The organism is Bacillus pfraonensis (assembly GCF_050768835.1).
In the GTDB taxonomy this organism is placed as follows: domain Bacteria; phylum Bacillota; class Bacilli; order Bacillales; family Bacillaceae_G; genus Bacillus_A; species Bacillus_A pfraonensis.
Genome location: NZ_JAHCDO010000024.1, coordinates 1 through 19,690 on the forward strand (window position 1 = coordinate 1; position 19,690 = coordinate 19,690).

Here is a 19,690-nt window from a genome sequence, read left to right on the forward strand (position 1 = left end):
GACCCGAAAGCCTTCATCACTCACGCGGCGTTGCTCCGTCAGACTTTCGTCCATTGCGGAAGATTCCCTACTGCTGCCTCCCGTAGGAGTCTGGGCCGTGTCTCAGTCCCAGTGTGGCCGATCACCCTCTCAGGTCGGCTACGCATCGTTGCCTTGGTGAGCCGTTACCTCACCAACTAGCTAATGCGACGCGGGTCCATCCATAAGTGACAGCCGAAGCCGCCTTTCAATTTCGCACCATGCGGTGCAAAATGTTATCCGGTATTAGCCCCGGTTTCCCGGAGTTATCCCAGTCTTATGGGCAGGTTACCCACGTGTTACTCACCCGTCCGCCGCTAACTTCATAAGAGCAAGCTCTTAATCGGTTCGCTCGACTTGCATGTATTAGGCACGCCGCCAGCGTTCATCCTGAGCCAGGATCAAACTCTCCAATAAAGTTTGTCTAGCATCATAAATAAAAATTGACGTTTCACGTTGTTTGTTTCGTTCAGTTTTCAGAGAACTCGTTTGCCACTCATTTGCGACTTCCTTATGTTAACATCTTCATTTTCCGATGTCAACCAAGTTTTTTAATTTCTTTTTTCGCTTTCTGCCGTTTCGCATCAGCGACGGTTATTAATATATCATGCAGTTTATACATGGTCAATACTTTTCGCAAAAAAATTTCACAGCCCGTTTATTTCTTTTTTCGTTTCATATTTTTAATAAAGCCCCTTCTTTTAAACCAAAAATTCAAAATTGTGTGTTATATTGTTGCTATAGGAGCGTGATGGGAATGGGGATTAAATATTCGAACAAAATCAATAAAATTCGAACCTTTGCGTTAAGTTTAGTATTTATCGGACTCTTCATTGCATACTTAGGTGTATTTTTCCGCGAAAATATTATTATTATGACCATTTTTATGATGGTTGGCTTTTTAGCAGTTATCGCTAGCACTGTCGTTTATTTTTGGATTGGTATGTTATCTACAAAAACTGTGCAAATCATGTGCCCAAGTTGTAACAAACCTACAAAAATGCTTGGCCGAGTAGACGCATGTATGCATTGCAATCAGCCCTTAACGCTTGATCGTACTTTAGAAGGAAAAGAGTTTGATGAGAAATATAATAAGAAGAACTATAAAGCATAAAACACGTTTATATAATAAAGAAAGAGGTCGACGTAGCCGTCAGCCTCTTTCTTTATTATATATTACGCCTTATGACATTCTGGACATACGCCATAAATCTCTAAACGATGACTGTTAATAACAAAGCCGGTTGCTTTCGCAGCTTCATTTTCAAGTTGTTCCAAACCTTCATAAGGAAAATCAACAATTTTACCACATTTTTCGCAAATCACATGGTAATGTTGACTTGTAACATAGTCAAATCTACTTGAAGCGTCTCCATAAGTTAGTTCCTTAACAAGCCCAACTTCTTTAAATACACGTAAGTTATTGTAAACAGTTGCAACGCTCATATTTGGAAACTTACCTTCTAACGCCTTATAAATTTCATCCGCTGTTGGGTGCGTCATAGATTCCACAAGGTACTCTAAAATAGCATGACGCTGTGGAGTAATGCGTACACCCGTATTTTTCAGCATTTCTAGCGCTTCTTTTAATTCTTCTTTGACCACCGTCATGCACCCCGATTCTATACGGATTATTATTTTATAATTCTTATAAAGAGTGTACTCCTTTTCTTGTCAATCGTCAATATTTCTACTATAACTGTGTGGTTTATTTTTCACCTACACTTATTTTTATGTATATTTGTCCATCATTTATACATTTACATAGAAAAAAGTGCGAAATAATCGCACTTGGAATACTATCATCTGAGGAGGTATGCCCTACCCTTTTAATGTATGAAGCATCAGCAAAAGGGTGTAGACGTATGCCTAATACTCACATCATAATAAATTTCTTTTACTTTTACTCTTACTCGTACAGAACCTTAATTTAAATACGAAAGGATGTCTTCAATATGTCCCTTCACCTTTACTTTTCGCCATTCTTTAACTAGTTCACCATCTTTATTAATAAGAAACGTAGATCTTTCAATCCCCATGTACTCTTTGCCAAAGTTCTTTTTCAGTTTCCACACGTCATATAATTCTGCCACTTTATGATCCTCATCTACTAAAAGTACGAATGGCAGATCATACTTTTCAATAAATTTCAAATGTCTATTTGCTGGATCGGGACTTACTCCTAGTATAACTGTATCTTTTTCTTGGAATAATCCATATGCATCACGAAAATCACACGCTTCTGTTGTACATCCTGGCGTCATATCTTTCGGATAAAAATATAATACTACATTTTTCCCGTGAAAATCCGACAGTTTAATCTGCTCTCCGTTACTTCCTTCTAGTGTGAAAACTGGTGCCACTTCTCCTATTGCGACCATCTTTATCACTCCTTGTCTTTTCCTTTACTATAACAAATGTTATCTTATTTTTCATTGTCTATCACAGTCCGAACTACGAATGCAAACGGCAGTGTATATCCAATCAACGCTTCAATAATTGCAATCCACCGCCCAATTCCAACAGGAGTTACATCACCATATCCAACTGATAATAAAGTAACCGCACTAAAATATAAGCATACTTCTACCAGTTGGAAAGAATGAACATTTAAACTTTCTCCATCTTCTCTCAAGGCAGCAAATCCACTTTCCTCTAATACAACATAACTTAATCCAAATGCGATAAGTACCGTTGTATAAATTAGAAATAATGAAGTTAGATTATACAAAGAAAAGAAACGCTTTGAATCTGAGTATGAGCTCCATAATATTTGAATACTTCTTAACACAGCAATGGCTGAAATTAATAAAATAAATCCCCACAACATGTCCTCCACCTCACCCTATATGTATGAGGACAAAGAACAATTTATCCCATGGTAAACGAAGCTTTTATACCCGCTGTTAGTTTCCCGCACCGCGATATTTCTTCACTCCAAAATTCCAAAGTGTGATTGCAATTGTAAAACAAATCACACCAACAATCGGTGTCGCAAATGCATAGCTATTCCATTCTGTCTTTCTTAGAAAATATGCTGCTGGGTATACGCCAACAAATGCAAATGGTAATACAAACGTTAAAATAAACCGAATCACGCGGTTATAAATATTTACTGGATAGCGTCCATAATTTCCTATGTTATACATAAGGGGCATAATCGAACTTTTCGCATCTGACCAAAAACCGATACTGGCAAGCGTCACAAATATCCCGCCATATACAAGTGCACCACCTGCTACCATGAACAAGAAAAGAAAGAAATCGTACCAATAAAAAGATAATTGAAGCTCTACTGCCGCATACCCCATTACAATAATCCCAGTAACTGCACCAATTAAAGACTCCAGTTCCATTCTTTCTAATATAATTTGAAATAAACTATGAATTGGTCTTGTTAAAACGCGATCCATTTCTCCCTTAATAATATACCTATCATTAAAATCCCATATATTAAAGAAAGCAGAAAAGATAGCAAACGGTACTAAGAAAAATCCATAAATAAAAATAACTTCTTCTCGGCTCCATCCTTTTAACGCTTGTGTATGTCCAAAAACAACAAGGATGAAAATTAAATTTACAGCTTGTAATAGTAAATCAGATAATAACCCAACGATAAAATCGCCGCGATACTCGAGTTTCGTTTTTATATATTGGCTTGCATATTGTAAAAACAGTTTTATATATAGCATCCCATCATCCCCCTTGTACAATCAGGCGTTTTCTTGCCGTTTTCCACATCAGCACAATTGGAATAATAAGTACAACTGCCCAAATCATCTGGAATAATAAAGCTTGATACAACTTACTTCCCTGTATACCTTCTGAGAAAATCATACTCGGAATATAACTGATTGCTTGAAACGGTAAAAATACCATTGCTTTTTGGGCCCATAACGGATAAAAACTGATGGGTAGTAATAAACCTGAAAATAAATCAATAACCACACGTTTCGCATACATAATTCCACTGTTATTAAATAAGAAAAAAGTGAGCATACCTGTCATTAAATTAATTTGCGTATTAATAATAAAACTGAAAACTAACGATAGGAAAAAGTATAACCACGTTTGAAAATCGGTTGTAATCTGTAACGAAAATAAAAGTGTAACAATAATCATACCTGGAATAGAAAAGAATGCAAAACGGAAAATTCCCTCTCCAAGACCTTGCATAACTTTCATTCCTAAATAATTATATGGACGAATTAATTCGACGGCTACACGTCCTTCTTGAATTTCCATTGCAATTTCTCTGTCAATATTATTAAAATAAAAAGCCCGAGCCATCCATGCAATGGCAATATAAGTTGTCATTTGAGAAATTGATAAACTTTCAATATTCTCTTTCCCACTGTAAATCGCTTGCCATAAAAAATAATACGCTCCGATATTAATCGTATAAATTAAAATTCCACTATAATAGTTTGTTCGGTAAGCAAGCATCATTAAAAAACGAACACGAATCATTTCAATATACTTACCCATGAATCATACCCTCTTCATAAATATTACGGATAATTTCCTCTGTCGACACTTCATTAATTTTTAAATCTTTAATTTGAAAAGCTTGAACTACTTTGGAAATGAGCATAGAAATTATAACTTCTTCATTGGGTATTTTTGCAATCCACGTATATTCTTCTTTTCCTTGTGACCAAGCTACATGATTATCTGGCATTAGCATTGATAATTGTTGGTATGAAACTGGTGCAGTAAATTGAAAATGTATTTCTTTTTCTGCTCCCCACTGCGAACGAAGTTTTTCTAATGATCCATCATACATAATATTTCCTTCATCCAGCATAATGACGCGTTCACATAAAGCTTCAATATCCGTAATATCATGTGTTGTTAATAAAATTGTTGTTTTATAACGTTCATTCATTTCCTTTAAAAACTCACGGATTTTTAATTTTACGAGAACATCTAGTCCAATAGTTGGCTCATCTAAAAATAAAAGTGGTGGATTATGAATTAACGCCGCTGCTAATTCACAACGCATTCTTTGACCAAGTGATAATTTACGCACCGGCTTATCTAACAACGGTCCAATATCTAATGTCTCAATGACATGTTCCATATGTTCTTTGTACTGTCTATCTGATACACCATAAACCTTCTTTAATAAACGAAATGATTCTTGTACTGCAATATCCCACCAAAGCTGCGAACGTTGACCAAATACAACACCAATCGTTCTTACAAATTCTTCTCGCTGTTTATGTGGGTTCATACCATTTACTGTGATTTGACCGGACGTTGGTGTTAAAATCCCAGTTAGCATTTTAATGGTTGTTGATTTTCCAGCACCATTTTCACCAATATAACCAACCATTTCACCTTGTTTTACAGTAAACGAAACATCATTCACTGCTGGCACTATTTTATAATTACGATTTAATAAATCGCGAAACGCACCTTTTAAACCAGAGCGACTTGAATATGCTGTAAATTCTTTACGTAATCCTTGTACTTCAATTACCGATTTCATAATCGGACCCCCTTCCTCGATACCACAACGAATAGTTTACCCAACTGCCATTCCTATCACAAACAATACGTCTTTTTGAAAAACATGTTAGAATAATACATAGATTTTTGTAAGGAGATGAATTGTAGTGAATTTCACAAAATCAGAAGCATTACATAAAGAAGCGTTAGAACATATCGTTGGTGGTGTTAACAGTCCTTCTCGTTCTTTCAAAGCAGTTGGTGGTGGATCACCTGTTGCAATGGAACGCGGAAAGGGTGCTTATTTTTGGGATGTAGATGGTAACAAATATATCGATTATTTAGCAGCATACGGTCCAATCATTACAGGACACGCTCATCCTCACGTAACAGAAGCAATTAAAACAGCAGCTGAAAATGGTGTTTTATACGGAACACCAACAGCCTTAGAAGTAAAATTTGCAAAAATGTTAAAAGAAGCAATGCCTGCTTTGGATAAAGTTCGTTTCGTAAACTCTGGTACAGAATCTGTTATGACAACAATTCGCGTGGCTCGCGCTTATACAGGCCGCACAAAAATTATGAAGTTCGCTGGTTGCTACCACGGTCATTCAGATTTAGTACTTGTAGCAGCTGGTTCTGGTCCGTCTACTCTTGGTACTCCTGATTCTGCTGGTGTACCGCAAAGTATTGCACAAGAAGTGATTACCGTTCCATTTAATAATGTAGAAACATTAAAAGAGGCACTAGATAAATGGGGACATGAAGTAGCAGCTATTCTTGTAGAACCAATCGTTGGGAACTTCGGAATTGTCGAACCTAAACCCGGCTTCCTAGAAAAAGTAAATGAGCTTGTCCACGAAGCTGGCGCACTTGTTATTTATGATGAAGTAATTACAGCTTTCCGCTTCATGTATGGTGGCGCTCAAGATTTACTTGGTGTAACACCCGATTTAACAGCACTTGGTAAAGTAATTGGCGGCGGTCTTCCAATCGGTGCCTATGGCGGGAAGAAGGAAATTATGGAACAAGTTGCACCGCTCGGCCCTGCTTACCAAGCTGGTACAATGGCTGGAAACCCAGCATCTATGGCAGCTGGTATCGCATGCTTAGAAGTACTAAAGCAAGAAGGCGTATACGAAAAATTAGATGAACTTGGCGCAATGCTTGAAAAAGGCATTTTAGAACAAGCCACAAAACATAGTATCGATATTACAGTAAACCGTCTAAAAGGTGCGTTAACTGTATACTTCACAACAGATACAATTGAAGATTATGACGCTGCTCAAAATACAGACGGAGAAATGTTCGGTAAATTCTTCAAACTTATGCTTAATGAAGGTATTAACTTAGCTCCATCTAAATACGAAGCTTGGTTCTTAACAACAGAACATACTAAAGAAGATATTGAATATACAATCGAAGCCGTTGGCAGAGCATTTGCTGCCTTAGCAAACGTATAAGAAAATACATGACCAATAGAAAAAATAGAGGCCAGCCTCTATTTTTTTCTTTTTTCTATTTCATAAATCGCGCATTAATAGTATAATTATTCATAATTATCTGTTTTATCTCTAAGTTTATATTATTGTTCTGTTGTCTATAAGGCATTATACGTCTTTAAAAATCAGACTATTCACAACTTTTATAACAGAGGGGGGATTGACGGATGCCTAACAATACAAATAAATGGACACCGTCTTTATTTCGAAATTATGCAAATGCAGAACACGATGCGTGTGGAATCGTTTCCGTTATGGAAAAACAGAATGTGCCAACAAAAGAAAATATCGATCTTTGTATACAATCACTTGTAAAAATGAACCATCGCGCAGGCTTTATTAATGGTGAGGGCGATGGTATTGGCGTTCATATCGACTTACCGAAAGCACTTTGGAAAGAAAAATTAAAAAATAGTGGATATAATCCAGCGATTGTGGATCATCCCCACTTTATCGTTGGACATTTTTTTCTAAACAAAAAAGAAAATCCTACTCTTTTAAAAAACAGTATTCGTAATAAATTAGACAATCAAAATCTCACTGTGATTTTCGAAAGTGATGATGCGATAAACTCTGATGCCCTTGGTCCTCTTGGTAAACAAGAAGAACCTTTATTTTGGCAAATTGCCATTCTTTCAGAAACACCCACTGAAAACTTGAATCAAGTACTATTCACTTTAACAATTGAAATTGAGAAAAATACAGCAATTCATGTTGCATCATTAAGTCACGATCATGTTGTGTATAAAGTTCTTGGTGCTGGCGATACACTTGTTGCTTACTATGACGATTTACAACACCCACTTATTGCATCAACGATGACACTTGGGCATAATCGCTATTCCACAAATACATTATCTAATTTTTTTCGCGTGCAACCATTTAGCATCCTTGGCCATAACGGAGAAATTAATACCATTTCCAAATTACGTGACCAAGCCGAAATGATTGATGTACCTCTTACTGCTGGAGGCAGCGATTCTCAAGATTTAAACCGCACCTTAGAAACACTTCTCGTTCACTACAACTACAGTCTATTTGAAGCAATGGATATATTATTCCCACCAATTATTAATGAGATTAAATTATACGAGCCACATATGCAAGATTTATATATGTATATTCGTGAAGCATGGGGACATTTCGCTCAGGGGCCAGCCGGGATTATTTCACGTTATAAAGATGAAGCTGTTTTTAGTGTAGATTCACTTGGTTTACGACCAGTTTGGAAAGTAGAAACAGAAAGTTCCTATATCTTTTCTTCTGAACCAGGTGTTGTATCGCCATCCGAATACGTAGCAGAGCCAAAGTCACTTGCCCCTGGAGAAAAAGTAGGTTTAAAGTGGAATACACAAGGTGACCTCGTTCTCTATGAATATGAAACATATCAAGAAGAAGTGTACAAACGGATGAAACAGCGTATTCATTTTTCAGATTATCATTTTAACTTATCTACTCCGGTCGTGAAAAAAATTGAAGGGTTATCTAACCTCTCTCAAGTTGAAACAGAGCAATATGTAGCTTTCGGCTGGGATCGTGAGCATATCCAACTTCTCGAACAAATGGCAACAAAAGGGGTTGAACCCATTCGTTCACTCGGCCATGATGCACCTCTCGCTGCACTTGATCCGGACAGACGAAACATTGCTGACTTTATAAAAGAAAGCGTTGCTGTTGTTACAAATCCAGCAATCGACCGAGACCGAGAAATTGAACACTTCTCTACACGTACAGTACTAGGAGAACGTCCTAGCTTATTTAGTGGTCAGCAGCAAACTTTTGTTACCGAACTTTTGTCACCAATTATAGTAGAAGGTAATTTAGCACAGGAAATTGCAGAAGACTTGGAAACCATCTCATATGAGCAACTTGTGCAGCTATTTGCAACTCATAGTGCAGTTTACAAACTCTCTGTTACGTTCACAGCATCAGAAACCTTACATGATGCATTAGACAGAATTAGTATAGAAGCTATAACAGCTATAAAAAAAGGTGCTTCTCTGCTATTACTTGATGATGCTAAAGCTCATCAAAACGAACACTTATGGATTGATCCGCATTTAATTACAGCTAAAGTACACCAAAAACTTACTGAACATAAATTACGACGCCAATGCTCCATCGTTGTAAGATCTGGCGCTCTCCGTTCTTTACACGATATTGTTACACTATATGGGTTAGGGGCAGATGTTATTAATCCCTATTTAATGTTCGCAACTGTAAATGATGGATCAACACAACCAATTGCTAACTTATATAAAGCGTTAAACAAAGGGCTTGAAAAAGTTATTTCGACTATCGGTATCCATGAGCTGCGTGGTTATGGCCGCCTCTTCTCTTCAATTGGTTTACACGAAGAAATTGCAAACATACTACAAATTACAAACTTTTTAGGATCACGCACTGTGGCATTTTCACTTACTTCTTTAGCTGAAGATGCAAAAGCCAGGGCACTTGATTATAGTAATCCAAAAGTTAGAATGAGAAAAACATTTCATGTCTTTCCTCGCATTTGGAAATCAATTGGTGATGTAGCCAAAGGGAATGCTTACGATAATTATCGCGAGAAATTAGCTGAAGTAGAAGATAAGAACCCCATTGCAATTCGCCACCTCGTCCAAATAAAAGAAGCTGAGCAACCAGTGCCAACTGAACGCGTTTCAATTGGCGTAAAAAACCATGACTTGCCATTCATTATTAGTTCGATGTCATTTGGCTCACAAAATGAAATTGCATTCCGAGCTTATGCAGAAGCAGCCGATCGCCTCAATATGATTAGTTTAAATGGCGAAGGCGGAGAGATTAAAGACATGATTGGTAAATACCCGCATACACGTGGCCAACAAATTGCATCAGGGCGTTTTGGCGTAAATGCCGAATTGTTAAACTCATCAAATTTAATTGAAATTAAAATTGGGCAAGGAGCAAAACCTGGTGAAGGTGGACATTTGCCAGGGTCAAAAGTCACTTCTAAAATTGCCGAAGCACGTAATGCAACAATTGGTTCAGACTTGATCTCTCCTTCCAATAACCATGATATTTACTCAATTGAAGACTTAGCACAAATGATTACCGAAATTAAAACTGCTAATCAACTCGCAAAAGTCGCTGTCAAAGTTCCAGTTGTTCCTAACATCGGAACAATTGCTGTAGGAATTGCAAAAGCTGGTGCTGATTTTATTAATATCAGCGGATTTGATGGCGGCACAGGTGCTGCACGTATTCACGCCTTGCAACACGTAGGTCTTCCCGTTGAAATTGGCGTAAAGGCTGCTCATAACGCACTATTAGAAGCAAATATGAGACACAACGTAGAGATTTGGGCAGACGGTGGTATCAGAAGTGTAAATGATGCACTGAAAATTATGCTTCTTGGCGCAAACCGTATTGGCTTTGGCACTTTATCCATGATTGCAATTGGCTGTACAACGTGCCGTGGCTGTCACTTAGATACGTGTCATGTCGGTATTGCAACACAAATTGAATCAGAAGCTCAGGCAAAAGAACATGGACTACGCCGTTTTGTTCCACGTCAATTTGAAAATGCTGTAGAAGGTTTATTGAACTTATTTAACACTTTCGGAACAGAACTTAAACGCTTAACAGGTAATCTCGGTTATACGAACTTACAAGAAATTGTCGGTCGTTCTGATTTACTAGAACAAATGCGAGGTATAGAACTATTAGATTTACAAAATTTATTACAAACATTAGACAATACCTCGTACACTATGACAGAGGAAAAACAACAACATCATTATGCAGTAGCTAATTCTTTCCAATCAAAAGAGTTAGTTGGTGTTGGTGTAGATCAACGCGTTATGGGTGGTCTTGAGTCATGCTACCGAGTCCGCAGTAAATTATATGACAACAATATGCTTGAACCAATTACATTAAAATATACAAATGGTTCCGTTCCCGGAAATGGCTTAGGTGCCTACAATAGCGAAAACTTATTTATTCATGTAAATGGCGGCGCACAAGATGGCATCGGAAAAACATCATTCGGGGGCGGTATTTATATCACAAAAGCAAAAGGAAAAGATGGAACATACTATAACGGTTCTGTCGGAAAAGGTTTTGGATACGGTGCACAAAAAGGAACTTTATATGCGCAAGGTAACGCCGATGCACGTGCTGGCATCCGCTTATCTGGAGCAGATATGATCATCGGGGGAAGAATCACAAAACCACTTCGAGAAAAAGAACACGGGAACCTAGGCGTTCATGCAAATATTAAAGGCTTCGCTTTTGAATATATGACAAACGGTCGCGCTCTCGTTCTTGGTGATCCCGGTCCATGGATTTGTGCAGGTATGACTGGTGGTATCGTTTATTTACGTCATCAACCTGAACTCGGTTTAACAGAATCTGCCCTGCGCCGAAGAATCGCAAAGGGAGCGAATGTAACATTATGTCCACTTAGCAAAAACGGGGAATCAGACATTACCGAATTATTATTAGACTACATTCGCGTATTAAATGAGCACGAACAATATGAAGAAGTTGCTCTCTTAACACCGTTATTAGAGAACATTCAGCTTCACTTTTATGAAGTCCTTCCAAAAAAAGAGCAAGCAGACCCATCTATTTCGACTGAATGATGCAACCAAATTTTCATTTACTTAAAATTGACGAAGTGAGTATCACATAGTAATCTATAATAACAATTTGAAAACCTGCTGAAATTCAGCAGGTTTTTTCATTACAAACACAGGTCCAAAAAGGAGGATTTAGAGAGCCGAGCAGGTCGAGGCACGGAAGTCAGGAGGAACGGAGTGTAGTTCATACTACATGAGTACCGGACTGGCGACGTAACGAAGACATGCGAAGGCTATCTAAACCGGACTTTTTGAACATCCATTAAAATATACGTTCAAAAAGGAGGATTTAGAGAGCCGAGCAGGTCGAGGCGCCGCAGACAGGAGGAACGGAATGTAGCTTATACTACATGAGTACCGGACTGGCAAGGCAACGAAGACATGCGAAGGCTATCTAAACCGGACTTTTTGAACATCCTATAAAATATCACTTGCTAACATATTGTAATGAATGTATAGTATCATGTTGTATCACTCATAATGACAAGAGAGAAAGGATATAAAAAAGGGTATGAAACTTGGTGCTCGCATTTTAAAAACGGGTATTGCCATTACATTAGCTTTATTTGCTTGTACTTTGCTCCAACTACCGAGTCCTGTATTCGCGGGAATTTCAGCAATTTTTGCTGTACAGCCATCTGTATACCGCTCATATTTGACAGCACTCGAACAAATCCAAGCAAACGTAATTGGCGCAGTATTCGCTATTGGATTCGCCTTTGCTTTTGGACACAATCCTTTTATTATTGGATTAACTTGTATATTAGTTATTGCTCTCACACTAAAATTACGTTTAGAAAATACAATATCTATCGCTTTAGTGACGGTCATTGCGATTATGGAATATCAAGGTACTGATTTCTTTGATTTTGCCTTACTTCGCTTTGCAACGATTATGGTCGGGATTATCGCAGCTTCACTTGTAAACTTAATGTTTATGCCGCCAAAATACGAAACAAAACTGTATCATCGTATCGTCGATAATACAGAAGAAATTGTAAAATGGATTCGTATGAACAGCAGGCAAGCTTCTGATTTCACAACATTGAAAACAGACATTGATCGTATGAAAGAAAAAATGATTAAATTAAATCATTACTACTTACTGTACAAAGAAGAAAGAAGCTATACGAAAAAAGTACAATTCGCAAAAATTCGTAAGCTCGTCTTATTTAGGCAAATGTTAGCAACAACTAGCCGTGCATTAAGTACATTAAAAGCATTACACCGTACTGAAAATGAATTGCGATATATGCCTGAACCATTTCAAGAATCCATTCAAAATGAATTAGATTCATTAACACACTATCACGAACAAGTTTTGTTAAAGTTTATTGGTAAAGCCAAAAAACAACAGTCTGTTGAGATGCTTGATGAAGTAGAAACTGGTAAACAAGAATTAATCGATATATTTATGGACTATCAAAATAAAGAAGATGAAGAATCATATAAAATATGGTTACATCTCTTCCCTCTTATTTCTTCAATTATTAATTACAGTGAAGAGGTTGAACATTTAGATTTACTTGTAGATAGTTTTTATACGTATCACAAACCAGAAGATGAACTACAAATTGATGAAAAAAAAGAAGACGAATAAAGAAACAGCCCCTTTAAGCCAAAGGGGCTGTTTCTTCTATATGTTGAATTTGATATAAATTATAATAAAATCCTTGTTTTTGCATTAATTGTTCATGAGAACCCTTTTCTTTTATTTCACCATCTTCAATATATATAATTGTATCTACATGTGTGATGGTTGCCAGTCTATGAGCAATGATAATAGTTGTACGGTCCGCAGCTAATGTTTGAAGAGCCTCTTGAATATGCCTTTCGTTCTCTAAGTCCAAAGCTGATGTTGCTTCATCTAGTATAAGTAAAGAAGGATTTTTCAAAAAGACACGTGCGATTGCTACGCGTTGCCTTTGCCCACCAGACAACTTCACACCTCTTTCGCCAACAACTGTATCGTAACCATCTGGCAAATTCATAATGAAATTGTGAATCTGTGCTGCTTTTGCAGCTGCAATGACTTCCTCTTTCGTTGCTTTCGGGTTTCCATATAAAATATTAGATTGAATCGTATCACTAAATAGAAGGTTATCTTGCAAAACAATCCCGATATGACTACGTAAATTTCTTACGTTATAATCTCTTACATTCACACCATCTATATAAATGGCACCGCTAGAGACATCATAAAACCTTGGAATTAAACTAGCGAGAGATGACTTTCCCCCTCCACTCGCTCCAACAAGGGCAACTTTTTCTCCAGGACGAATTGAGAAAGAAAGGTGATGTAATACATCTTTTTCATCAGTATTATATCGAAATGAAACTTGATCAAATACAATTTCACCTGAAAGCTTATTTTGTTTAATTGCTTTTGGAATATTTACAATATCATACTTTTCATCTAACAGCTCAAACACTCGATCCATTGAGGCAAATGATTGTGTGAGTGTTGTAGAAGAGTTAACAAGGCGGCGTAATGGACTATATAAACTGTCCATATACCCAACAAAAGCAACCATCGTTCCAAGTGTTAAAGAACCTTGAATCACTTCATATGCCGCGAACGCAATAACAAGTAATGGTCCCAAATCCGTTAACGTATTCACCGTAGAAAACGTTCGCGCTGTCCAACTTGTATGTGTTAATGCTTTCGTTAAAAACTCATTATTTTTCTTATCAAATTGCCCTTTTTCATACTCTTCTAATGCAAAACTACGCGTCACTTGCATCCCTTGAATACGCTCATGTAAGTAACCTTGCATCGTTGCCAATGCTTGTGAACGATCTTTGGTTAATTTACGAAGACGTCCAAAAAAGTATTTCACTGCAACTGCATAAATCGGCAAAATAAGCAATGCAACGAGGGTTAATTTTATATTCATCGAAAACATAACTACAATTGCAATAAAAATCGTAGCTGTATCAAGCCAGACATTCATAAGTCCTGTAATAACAAAATCCTTCGTCTGCTCCACATCATGAATCACACGTGAAATGATTTCACCTGTTTTTGTATTTGAATAATAGCGTAAACTCAATTTTTGCAGATGTCCAAAAATATGTTTTCGTAAATCATAAAGTACTGTATTACCAATACGCTGCGCAAAATATTGACGATAATATTCAACAGGTGGTCTCAGTACACCAAAAATAAAAAAGGCAATGCCGATTGCTGTTATCAATTGTGATGTTTTTTCCTGAAGTGATCCACTCCCTTGAATCACATCATCAATAATATACTTTAATAGCCACGGCATAATCAGCGGAATTCCAAACTTAATGAGTCCAATAATAATTGTAATTGTAATAAGCCAGCGATATGGTTTTACAAATTGTAAATATCTTTTTATTCCTTGCATGTAATCCCCCTTCAATAGGACAAACCTGCCGGGAAACTCCCTGCAGGTTTACTTTAATCTCTATACATTAAATATCGTTCATACCACATATCAACAAAGTCCGGCGCAAATGGCCCTTTTCTTTGATGAATCCACTGCGTTAAATACTCTACATTTCGTTTTAATATCGTATCAATCACTGGAGGATAATTCATCATCTGACTATGCTTCTCATACTCATCTTCATCTAAAAGAGTATATGTCATATCTGGATATACTTTAATATCTAAATCATAATCAATATACTTTAATGCTTCAGAATCATATGCAAATGGAGAACTTAAATTACAATAATAATATACTCCCTCTTCTCGTAACATACCGATTACATTAAACCAATAATTTGAATGAAAATAACAAATTGCAGGCTCACGCGTAATCCATGTCCGACCATCTGATTCGGTTACTACAGTCCGATCATTTGCACCAATTACAAGACTTTGTGTCCCTTTTAAAATTGTAGTCTCTTCCCACATTCTATGAATGGAGCCATTATGTTTATAACTATGTATTTGTACTTTTTCTCCTTCTTTGGGAAATCCCATACGTGCTCCCTTCTTTCACTGTGAACGCTCTTCTAAAGTTGCCTTAACTAGTATTTTTCCTGTTAAAAACGTATTGAGCCGAATTCACTTTTTTTCTATTATAACTTTTTTGTCAAAATTTTAAAACTAAACCGATACAATCCAAATTCCATAAACACGAACGAATTACTCTCCATCGACAAGTTATGATGCAACAAAAAGCCCTTCTTCATAAATTAAGAAAGGGCTTTTCCAACTAAAGTATCAAAATATACAATCCTTTAGTTAGAAATTATTTTTTCAGTTTCAAAAGAATGAATCACTTCATTTGTTTGTTGCTCAAATTTTTCATGCAAAAGCTTCAAAGCTTGTTCCGTTTTATGTATTTCTTGCCGAATAAAATGCAAATCTTTTTTATCACACTTCCCTTGCTCACTTGTTTCAATCTGTTGGTACTTCTCTAGATGCGCTTGTAACTTCAGTAACTCATCCATTGTTTGCAACTGCTCTCCTACCAACTTATCAAATAAATTCATTATTTACCTCCTGTTTTTAATAAAGTGAAGCTTTAATCAACTCTCACGAAGCGGGCATTTACAGGCAGCCCTCCATCTATCCTCCTCGTTTTCCTTTAAATCTTGAGGTGGGGGGCTTACTACCTCGAATAACAGGATACATCGCTACTACATATTTTCTAATCTCCTACCTTCTTCTCCTTTGGCTACATTTGTTGACTTATTAGAAGTTATGTCGGCTCTCTCAACAAAATTCTCAAAGTAATCGATTTGCATAACATTAGATTTTCACTAGTAACAAAACTTTCGTTTTCGTCATAATATGACAAACAAAGAAAACACTTCTCTTGAATCGAGAAGTGTTTTTCTTTGTTATTGATTCGTGCTAGAAGATTGCGATTTTTTCGCTGCTGATTTTGCATTTTGTTGTTTTACTGCTTGTACATCTGTGTCAGTTGCAAACTCTGTGCCGTAACTAGCATTTGCACTTTGAACACCAGCGCTAGATGCTTGTGCTTTCTTTGCTTCTGATTGTGCGTTTTGTTGTTTTACTGCTTGTACGTTTGTCTCAGTCGCAAACTCTGTACCATAGTTAGCATTTGTACTTTGAATGCTAGCACCAGAAGTTGCTTTGTTATAACCTTGTTGTTTTTTACTCATCTTTCTCACCTCCACAACCAATAATGTAACCAACCACTCTAAAAGATATCCGTAAAATTATTTTTTAATTGGTGCATATATCTTTCCAGGCTCATTCAAACTACATATGATGGAGGTGTACACATGTACGTTGGACGCGATATGACAGAACTATCTATGATTTCGAAAGAAAAATGGAAACAAGATGAATTAGCTTATTTTCACCATTCCTTACAGCAAATCATGCCCTATTTAAACGTAGAAGGCCAAACGATCTACAAAGAAATTATAAAAGAAATTGAATCACGGGGCGGTCTTCAAAAAAGCGAAGCGGATTGGACACACGGTACAAAAATTTCTTACGACTAAAAAACGTGTTCCCTAATTCGGGAACACGTTCCATCTCCAACTATTATGGTTGGAGTTTTTCAACACATTCTTCATAAATCGTACGATGCGATTTAGAGAAAGGTAATTTCTCAAAGTCTTCTTTCGATACAACCTTTAATGTATCTGTTTCTTTAATAACACTTGCTACTTTTCCATAAAATACAAATACATCCCACGTACGGTGGGTGAATGTATGTTGAACGTTCATTGCATATTCATCGATTGAAACAGAAAGAGAAAAATTTTCTTTCATATAATCAGCCAGCTGCTGTTTATGATTTCGAATTCCTTCACTTATTTCAACGTTTGGAAATTCCCACATGTTGGCAAGTAATCCTGTACTCGGTCTTTTGTTAATTACATAATCCCCATCTTCTGTCTGCAGCACTCCTGCAACAAGCGGTACCATTTTAGGAGCTTTCGCCTTACTTTTGACAGGTAACTCTTTTTGCACACCTTCTTCATATCCACGGCAATGCTCACGAACAGGACAAAGTAAACAAGCTGGATTTTTCGGAATACAAATAAGCGCACCTAACTCCATTAAGCCTTGATTAAAATAGGAGGGATTTTCCTTTGAAATAATTTCATGTACAATTTCTTCAAATACTTTTCGTGTCTTAGGTTTCGCAATATCATCCCACACTGACAATATACGGGATAAAACACGCATTACATTGCCATCTACAGCTGGCTCTGGTATACCGTATGCAATACTTAAGATCGCACCTTTTGTATAAGGACCAACACCTTTTAACTTTTCAATTTTTTTCACATCATTTGGTACTTTCCCGCCATATACTTCTTTTACTTCTTTCACTGCTGCATGTAGATTCCGTGCTCTAGAATAATAACCAAGCCCTTCCCATGCTTTTAATACTTCTTCATCTTCTGCATCAGCCAATGCTTCTAATGTTGGAAACTTTCCCATAAAATTTGCGTAATATGGTTTTACAGCTTCTACTCGTGTTTGCTGCAACATAATCTCAGAAACCCAAACACGATACGGATCTTTATTTTCACGCCACGGTAAGTCACGTTGTTCTTTTTCAAACCAACTAATTAAATCGTGTTGAAACTTCTCTATGTTAAAATCATCTAATATTTCAAGTGCCAAACTTGATCCCCCTCATTTTTTTGCATATACGTACTATTATAAAGATTTTAGGAAAAAATTTAAGTAAGATGATATAGGAAATAGAAGGCAAATGCCTTGAGATATCGAATAAAAAGAGTTACATTAATAAAAAAATGGAGGTGTGTTTTCATGGACACAGCCACTCACCTTGTTATGGGCGTCACATTAGGTGGTTTAGCAACGTTAGATCCAGCCATTAGCCAAAGTGATTTCGGACCACAAGCAGTTATGCTTGCAACGATTGCCGGCTCCAATATTCCTGATATTGATACTGTCTTAAAATTACGTAACAATGCAAAATATATACGAAACCATCGTGGAATTACTCATTCCATTCCTGCTGTTATTCTTTGGTCCTTTCTTATAAGCGGAATTGCCTTTGCCTTCTTTACAGAATCGTCCTATCTTCATCTACTACTTTGGTCATTTATCGCCGTCTTTCTTCACGTATTTGTTGATATTTTTAACGCTTATGGTACGCAAGCGTTACGGCCTTTTACAAAAAGATGGGTTGCATTAGGTGTAATTAATACATTTGATGCTGTCATTTTCTTTATCCATATACTCGCTATCGCCTGCATGCTTGTCGGTTCCCATAAAGGGTATACTGCTTTAGCTGCATATATATTAATGTTTGTCTACTATGTCGGTCGAATTGTAATGAGACAAAATATCAAAAGTGTAGTTTACAAACGATTTGAAGATGTAGAGGAAGTCATTATTTCTCCTTCCTATCGCTTTTACCATTATCATTTAGCAATTACTACAAAAGACAAATACTATGTTGCTCGTTGGCACCGCGGCCATATTATGGTGCATGATAAATTTGATCGTATTCCACTTCCAGACAATAAAATTATGCAGGCTGCACAAAAAGATGAAAATATTTCTGCTTTTTTATCTTTTTCACCTGTATATCGCTGGGATATCTTTGATTATGAAAACTATTATGAAGTGCGTTTTATCGATTTACGCTACCGTAGTAAAGACTACTATCCATTCGTTGCAATTGTCCAACTGGATCAAAATTTAAATATCATTAGTTCCTATACTGGATGGATTTTTAGTGAAGAAAAGCTTCGTAAAAAATTAGAATTGATTCCACATTAAAAAGAGCGACCAACTCGGTCGCTTTTTTTAATGCTTTAAATGGTCGTCTTGATTAATTAAATGACTATATTTCGGATTATTCGTACGAATTTCATGAAGACGTTCACCATGGTTATTAATCCATGTTCTTACAATTTGTTCCGTCATTTCTTCACCCTGATAACGCCCAGATTTTGCATATGTTACTTGGAAGTCCTCCCATAATAACTCAATCCATGCGCGTGCCTGTGAATAAGACAAAAAACTATTTTTTTCCAAAAGTTCTTTTGTTAATATTTCATACTTATCATTCATTATTTATTTCTCCTTTTATTGATTTTGTACTTTATCTCGTGCCTAACAACCACAGCAGAATGATGAAAGAGCAAATCCCCCTTTATTTTTTA

18 protein-coding genes and 1 rRNA gene are annotated in these 19,690 nt (G+C 36.7%); 6 read left to right on the forward strand and 13 right to left on the reverse strand.

Annotated features, from left to right (window positions below; genetic code table 11):
- A 16S ribosomal RNA gene (locus KFD70_RS21085) occupies nt 1–435 on the reverse strand; the annotation flags it as partial.
- Between the two features lie 340 nt (nt 436–775).
- Between KFD70_RS21085 and KFD70_RS21090 the strand changes: the two genes are divergently transcribed.
- Nucleotides 776–1,132 (forward strand): YgzB family protein, encoded by a 357-nt coding sequence (locus KFD70_RS21090; RefSeq protein WP_174102966.1) that lies wholly within the window; start codon nt 776–778, stop codon nt 1,130–1,132.
- A gap of 62 nt (nt 1,133–1,194) precedes the next feature.
- Here the strand turns inward: KFD70_RS21090 and perR are convergent, their stop codons facing one another.
- From perR to KFD70_RS21120, 6 genes are all read right to left on the reverse strand, one after another.
- A complete protein-coding gene (gene perR / locus KFD70_RS21095; RefSeq protein ID WP_174102965.1) occupies nt 1,195–1,623 on the reverse strand; it encodes a peroxide-responsive transcriptional repressor PerR in 429 nt (142 codons plus the stop codon).
- Nucleotides 1,624–1,943: 320 nt separating this feature from the next.
- On the reverse strand, nt 1,944–2,399 hold the full coding sequence (bcp, locus tag KFD70_RS21100; protein ID WP_336453343.1) for a thioredoxin-dependent thiol peroxidase: 456 nt from the start codon (nt 2,397–2,399) through the stop codon (nt 1,944–1,946).
- Between the two features lie 44 nt (nt 2,400–2,443).
- On the reverse strand, nt 2,444–2,848 hold the full coding sequence (locus KFD70_RS21105) for an ion channel (RefSeq protein WP_336453342.1): 405 nt from the start codon (nt 2,846–2,848) through the stop codon (nt 2,444–2,446).
- A gap of 76 nt (nt 2,849–2,924) precedes the next feature.
- Entirely contained in the window at nt 2,925–3,710 is a 786-nt protein-coding gene (locus tag KFD70_RS21110) for an ABC transporter permease (RefSeq protein ID WP_336453341.1), read from the reverse strand.
- Nucleotides 3,711–3,714: 4 nt separating this feature from the next.
- Nucleotides 3,715–4,506 (reverse strand): ABC transporter permease, encoded by a 792-nt coding sequence (locus tag KFD70_RS21115; protein ID WP_336453340.1) that lies wholly within the window; start codon nt 4,504–4,506, stop codon nt 3,715–3,717.
- Complete coding sequence (locus tag KFD70_RS21120) at nt 4,499–5,512, reverse strand: ABC transporter ATP-binding protein (protein ID WP_336453339.1); 1,014 nt, start codon at nt 5,510–5,512, stop codon at nt 4,499–4,501. Before KFD70_RS21120 ends, KFD70_RS21115 begins: the two co-directional genes overlap by 8 nt.
- 127 nt (nt 5,513–5,639) lie before the next feature.
- Here KFD70_RS21120 and hemL point away from each other — a divergent pair, with 127 nt between their 5' ends.
- The 3 genes from hemL (at nt 5,640) to KFD70_RS21135 (ending at nt 13,175) form a co-directional block, all read left to right on the forward strand.
- Complete coding sequence (gene hemL, locus KFD70_RS21125) at nt 5,640–6,935, forward strand: glutamate-1-semialdehyde-2,1-aminomutase (RefSeq protein WP_336453338.1); 1,296 nt, start codon at nt 5,640–5,642, stop codon at nt 6,933–6,935.
- A 206-nt stretch (nt 6,936–7,141) separates the two neighbouring features.
- Nucleotides 7,142–11,578: a glutamate synthase-related protein gene (locus KFD70_RS21130; RefSeq protein WP_336453337.1), complete on the forward strand. Its 4,437-nt coding sequence runs from the start codon at nt 7,142–7,144 to the stop codon at nt 11,576–11,578.
- 508 nt (nt 11,579–12,086) lie between these two features.
- Nucleotides 12,087–13,175: an aromatic acid exporter family protein gene (locus tag KFD70_RS21135; RefSeq protein ID WP_336453336.1), complete on the forward strand. Its 1,089-nt coding sequence runs from the start codon at nt 12,087–12,089 to the stop codon at nt 13,173–13,175.
- 13 nt (nt 13,176–13,188) lie between these two features.
- Here the strand turns inward: KFD70_RS21135 and KFD70_RS21140 are convergent, their stop codons facing one another.
- The 4 genes from KFD70_RS21140 to KFD70_RS21155 all read right to left on the reverse strand — a co-directional run bounded on the left by KFD70_RS21140 (nt 13,189) and on the right by KFD70_RS21155 (nt 16,687).
- Nucleotides 13,189–14,949 carry an ABC transporter ATP-binding protein gene (locus tag KFD70_RS21140; RefSeq protein ID WP_336453335.1) on the reverse strand — a complete coding sequence of 587 codons (1,761 nt, stop codon included), beginning with the start codon at nt 14,947–14,949 and terminating at the stop codon, nt 13,189–13,191.
- 53 nt (nt 14,950–15,002) lie between these two features.
- A complete protein-coding gene (gene ntdP / locus KFD70_RS21145) occupies nt 15,003–15,533 on the reverse strand; it encodes a nucleoside tri-diphosphate phosphatase (protein ID WP_016112990.1) in 531 nt (176 codons plus the stop codon).
- Between the two features lie 260 nt (nt 15,534–15,793).
- A complete protein-coding gene (locus KFD70_RS21150) occupies nt 15,794–16,048 on the reverse strand; it encodes a YgaB family protein (RefSeq protein WP_336453334.1) in 255 nt (84 codons plus the stop codon).
- A gap of 351 nt (nt 16,049–16,399) precedes the next feature.
- Entirely contained in the window at nt 16,400–16,687 is a 288-nt protein-coding gene (locus tag KFD70_RS21155) for a gamma-type small acid-soluble spore protein (RefSeq protein WP_017153984.1), read from the reverse strand.
- Between the two features lie 123 nt (nt 16,688–16,810).
- On the opposite strand from KFD70_RS21155, the gene KFD70_RS21160 reads away from it, so the two are divergent.
- Complete coding sequence (locus KFD70_RS21160) at nt 16,811–17,035, forward strand: hypothetical protein (protein WP_336453333.1); 225 nt, start codon at nt 16,811–16,813, stop codon at nt 17,033–17,035.
- A gap of 43 nt (nt 17,036–17,078) precedes the next feature.
- On the opposite strand, the gene mutY is transcribed toward KFD70_RS21160, so the two are convergent.
- Nucleotides 17,079–18,173, reverse strand: coding sequence for an A/G-specific adenine glycosylase (gene mutY, locus KFD70_RS21165; protein ID WP_336453332.1), 1,095 nt, complete (start codon nt 18,171–18,173; stop codon nt 17,079–17,081).
- A 150-nt stretch (nt 18,174–18,323) separates the two neighbouring features.
- Between mutY and KFD70_RS21170 the strand changes: the two genes are divergently transcribed.
- Nucleotides 18,324–19,304, forward strand: coding sequence for a metal-dependent hydrolase (locus KFD70_RS21170; RefSeq protein WP_336453331.1), 981 nt, complete (start codon nt 18,324–18,326; stop codon nt 19,302–19,304).
- Between the two features lie 27 nt (nt 19,305–19,331).
- Here KFD70_RS21170 and KFD70_RS21175 read toward each other — a convergent pair whose 3' ends face one another.
- Nucleotides 19,332–19,598: a YfhJ family protein gene (locus tag KFD70_RS21175; protein WP_174102951.1), complete on the reverse strand. Its 267-nt coding sequence runs from the start codon at nt 19,596–19,598 to the stop codon at nt 19,332–19,334.
- Nucleotides 19,599–19,690 lie beyond the last annotated feature (92 nt).

Excerpts from the sequence above, each read along its gene's own strand:
- KFD70_RS21090 (WP_174102966.1), top strand. The coding sequence starts at position 776 with ATGGGGATTAAATATTCGAACAAAATCAATAAAATTCGAACCTTTGCG.
- bcp (WP_336453343.1), bottom strand. The coding sequence starts at position 2,399 with ATGGTCGCAATAGGAGAAGTGGCACCAGTTTTCACACTAGAAGGAAGT.
- KFD70_RS21105 (WP_336453342.1), bottom strand. The coding sequence starts at position 2,848 with ATGTTGTGGGGATTTATTTTATTAATTTCAGCCATTGCTGTGTTAAGA.
- KFD70_RS21110 (WP_336453341.1), bottom strand. The coding sequence starts at position 3,710 with ATGCTATATATAAAACTGTTTTTACAATATGCAAGCCAATATATAAAA.
- KFD70_RS21115 (WP_336453340.1), bottom strand. The coding sequence starts at position 4,506 with ATGGGTAAGTATATTGAAATGATTCGTGTTCGTTTTTTAATGATGCTT.
- KFD70_RS21120 (WP_336453339.1), bottom strand. The coding sequence starts at position 5,512 with ATGAAATCGGTAATTGAAGTACAAGGATTACGTAAAGAATTTACAGCA.
- KFD70_RS21130 (WP_336453337.1), top strand. The coding sequence starts at position 7,142 with ATGCCTAACAATACAAATAAATGGACACCGTCTTTATTTCGAAATTAT.
- KFD70_RS21135 (WP_336453336.1), top strand. The coding sequence starts at position 12,087 with ATGAAACTTGGTGCTCGCATTTTAAAAACGGGTATTGCCATTACATTA.
- KFD70_RS21140 (WP_336453335.1), bottom strand. The coding sequence starts at position 14,949 with ATGCAAGGAATAAAAAGATATTTACAATTTGTAAAACCATATCGCTGG.
- ntdP (WP_016112990.1), bottom strand. The coding sequence starts at position 15,533 with ATGGGATTTCCCAAAGAAGGAGAAAAAGTACAAATACATAGTTATAAA.
- KFD70_RS21150 (WP_336453334.1), bottom strand. The coding sequence starts at position 16,048 with ATGAATTTATTTGATAAGTTGGTAGGAGAGCAGTTGCAAACAATGGAT.
- KFD70_RS21155 (WP_017153984.1), bottom strand. The coding sequence starts at position 16,687 with ATGAGTAAAAAACAACAAGGTTATAACAAAGCAACTTCTGGTGCTAGC.
- KFD70_RS21160 (WP_336453333.1), top strand. The coding sequence starts at position 16,811 with ATGTACGTTGGACGCGATATGACAGAACTATCTATGATTTCGAAAGAA.
- KFD70_RS21170 (WP_336453331.1), top strand. The coding sequence starts at position 18,324 with ATGGACACAGCCACTCACCTTGTTATGGGCGTCACATTAGGTGGTTTA.
- KFD70_RS21175 (WP_174102951.1), bottom strand. The coding sequence starts at position 19,598 with ATGAATGATAAGTATGAAATATTAACAAAAGAACTTTTGGAAAAAAAT.